We start from the raw sequence: 2,765 nt of genomic DNA on the forward strand, positions 1-2,765 counted from the left end.
GTAAGAGCCGATAAGAAAGGCTCTATTCCAGAGGGTGCGCCTCCTATTCTGACCAGGCTCGAAATCGATTCTGATGAATGGCTGAAAACCATGAGCTGGAACAATCGATTCTATCGAGCGGCAGGTAGACTCAAAGCCATGAAGGCATACGCACTCAATACAGGGCAGCAATGGCTCCAGGGGTTACATATCTGCAGTCGTTTATTCCGGGCTGGCTGACTCAATTCTTAAGTCTCATGCGTCGAATTCTTGCAGAAATATATTGGTGAGAGGGTTCACTATTCCTGCAAAAAGGGATTTCAGCGTTCTAGCTATTGTTTAATGGTCTTTACGGGTATTCCAGTAAGGAAGATTTGAGCTGATCAGGGAGATTTGGGCTAGGGCGGTATTCAAGTTTGTTGCTGGTTGTATGGGGTTTTTATGGATTTCCTTTTTCTTTTTTTTTCTAGACTAACCTGTTAGCTTAGACATTGCTCTCCTGTTTTTTTTATTTTTTCCTTATTGAACAGGAGGAGCAATTCTCCATGTTTCATACCTTCTTTTGAAGTCGTTTTTTATAGAGTAAGAATGAAAATAGATAAAGATAAATTTATTAATGCTGGCATGAATTACATCTACGAGTTAGATCAGTATCCGCGTTCGTCTGTTAAGAGTCAGGTGACTAAAGAATTTGATGAGCTTTTGGAGCTTAATGATTCAGCTGTCTTGCTCAGTAGGTTGGATTATATTGGTATAGGTGAGGCTTCAGATTACCTGAACCATTTGATAGAAACAGATGAAGGCAGTGTAATTGCGGGTATCAGACATTTAGGCGGTGATAAAGAAAAGCCTTTTGTATTTGTTTGGCCATCATTCAAAATTAATTCAATTAGAAAAATCATTCATAATATCTCACCTTATTTTGAAATCTTTAAGCCCGATCACTATTGTTACTGGTCCAGGCCTGACTGTAATGACTCAGGTGAAGTGGTCGTTCAACAAAGGTTTATAGGGAGAATCGCTGAAATGCATAAAAGTGATTTTTTTCTTTTGAAGCCTGAAAGTTACTATGAGTGGTATAAATCTGAATACGATCAATTTCATAAAGATAATCCAGAGTACATAAACCGTATTCAAGTTAACAGTAAAGAAGTGATGGATAGTAGCCAGAAAGAAGGGTTGTTATATTTATATACTCAAGGTGTAGATAAATTAGGCTTGATAGCAGGAGAAAATGATACCTTTCTGGATGAAAAATCGATTTATATAAATGAGCTGTTGATCGCTCATAATTATAGAGGGAAAGGTTATGCCAATAATCTTTTATCAAGCTTTATTGCTCTTCTAGATGCAGAATACTTAATTTGCGATATTGATTCAGATAATATCCCCTCTACGAAAGCAGCTTTACGATCTGGTCAATCTGTATTCAGTCAAGAGGTTTTTGTTTCTGTCAGTTAATAGGTTTTTACAGCGATATGATCTCGGTGAGATTGGTATAACATTACCTGATCCGTTTTACCGTTGATTCTTCATAATTAATAGCGTTTATTCAGACCTGAATCCGTGAGTTTACCATCACTAAATCCACTAAAAACTCAGTCGTACCAGTACCTGTAGGCTAATATTTGCTCATCCCTATTTTCACCTTATAAGTGCATTTTTGTGGAACTTAAATTTGAGCAATCTGACACTGAGTTTTATACGCCGGCAGCCGGTCTCTGTTTTGTCGGTCATGCCCTGAACCAGAAAACATCTCTAAGGAAATCGCTGCGCTCTATCAAGAAACGTCACGGCATTCCTAATATTGATCTGGTGCGGGCTTTTGTCGGCTTATTGGCTTTGGGTAAAACTGATTTTGATGCTATTGATAACTATCGCCATGATGACTGGTTCAAGCGCAGTATGGACATTAAACAAATGCCTTCCGCCAGTCGCTTGCGCCAGCGGTTTAATGAAGATGCCACTCAGTTGATCCCCTTAATTGAAGAAGCCCTCCCCGAGCTATTGGTCGAATTGGATGCACCGATCTCTCCACTTTCAAAAGAACTCGATCACCTTCAGCACATTCCGCTGGATATAGACGTTACTCCGCAGGATAACAGCAAAACTCAAAAAGAAGGTGTGCAATGGACCTACAAGCACTTTCATGGCTTTGCCCCCATTATGTCTTATGTGGGAACCGAGGGATGGTGTCTAGGCGCTGAACTACGTCCTGGTTCACAACACTCACAAAACGACTTCGTACCCTTCTTGAATACCGTATTACACAGACTTCGTCGTGTTACTCAAGCTCCGGTATTGCTGCGACTCGACAGTGGCCATGATGCAGAAGACACTCGCCGAGAGATTGCCGATCACAACCATGTGGATCACATCATCAAACTCAATCCACGTAAGCAGTATGCCGTAACAGCCTGGCTGCAAGCCTTTGAGACAGCCAGTGTTCAGTGGACAGAGCTTCGCCCCGGAAAAACGTATGCGACACACTCAGTTATCCATGAGACCGACTACGGCAGACAGCGACTAATCATCCGTATTATCAAGCGTACTACTGACTCGGTGGGTCAGTATTTTTTAACACCAGACTACGAGCTGGATGGTTGGTGGACGACATTGGATGAAACTGAATACGATAATGATAATGTTATATTACTCTATGAAGACCATGCGACCAGCGAACAGTTTCATAGTGAATTCAAGACTGACATGGATCTGGAAAGACTGCCTTCAGGTAAGTTTGATACGAATGATCTTGTCATGTGTCTTGGTGCACTGACCTACAA

General features: G+C 41.1%; 2 protein-coding genes and 1 pseudogene. All 3 read left to right on the forward strand.

Annotated features, from left to right (window positions below):
* Positions 1–219: pseudogene (locus GZ78_RS29760) on the forward strand (hypothetical protein); the annotation flags it as partial.
* A 348-nt stretch (positions 220–567) separates the two neighbouring features.
* Positions 568–1,440 carry a GNAT family N-acetyltransferase gene (locus GZ78_RS26490; protein ID WP_034843258.1) on the forward strand — a complete coding sequence of 291 codons (873 nt, stop codon included), beginning with the start codon at positions 568–570 and terminating at the stop codon, positions 1,438–1,440.
* A 204-nt stretch (positions 1,441–1,644) separates the two neighbouring features.
* The coding region (locus GZ78_RS26495; RefSeq protein ID WP_051786589.1) for an IS1380 family transposase at positions 1,645–2,765 on the forward strand (1,121 nt) is incomplete at its 3' end.

The sequence above is a fragment of the Endozoicomonas numazuensis genome (genome assembly GCF_000722635.1).
GTDB lineage: Bacteria > Pseudomonadota > Gammaproteobacteria > Pseudomonadales > Endozoicomonadaceae > Endozoicomonas_A > Endozoicomonas_A numazuensis.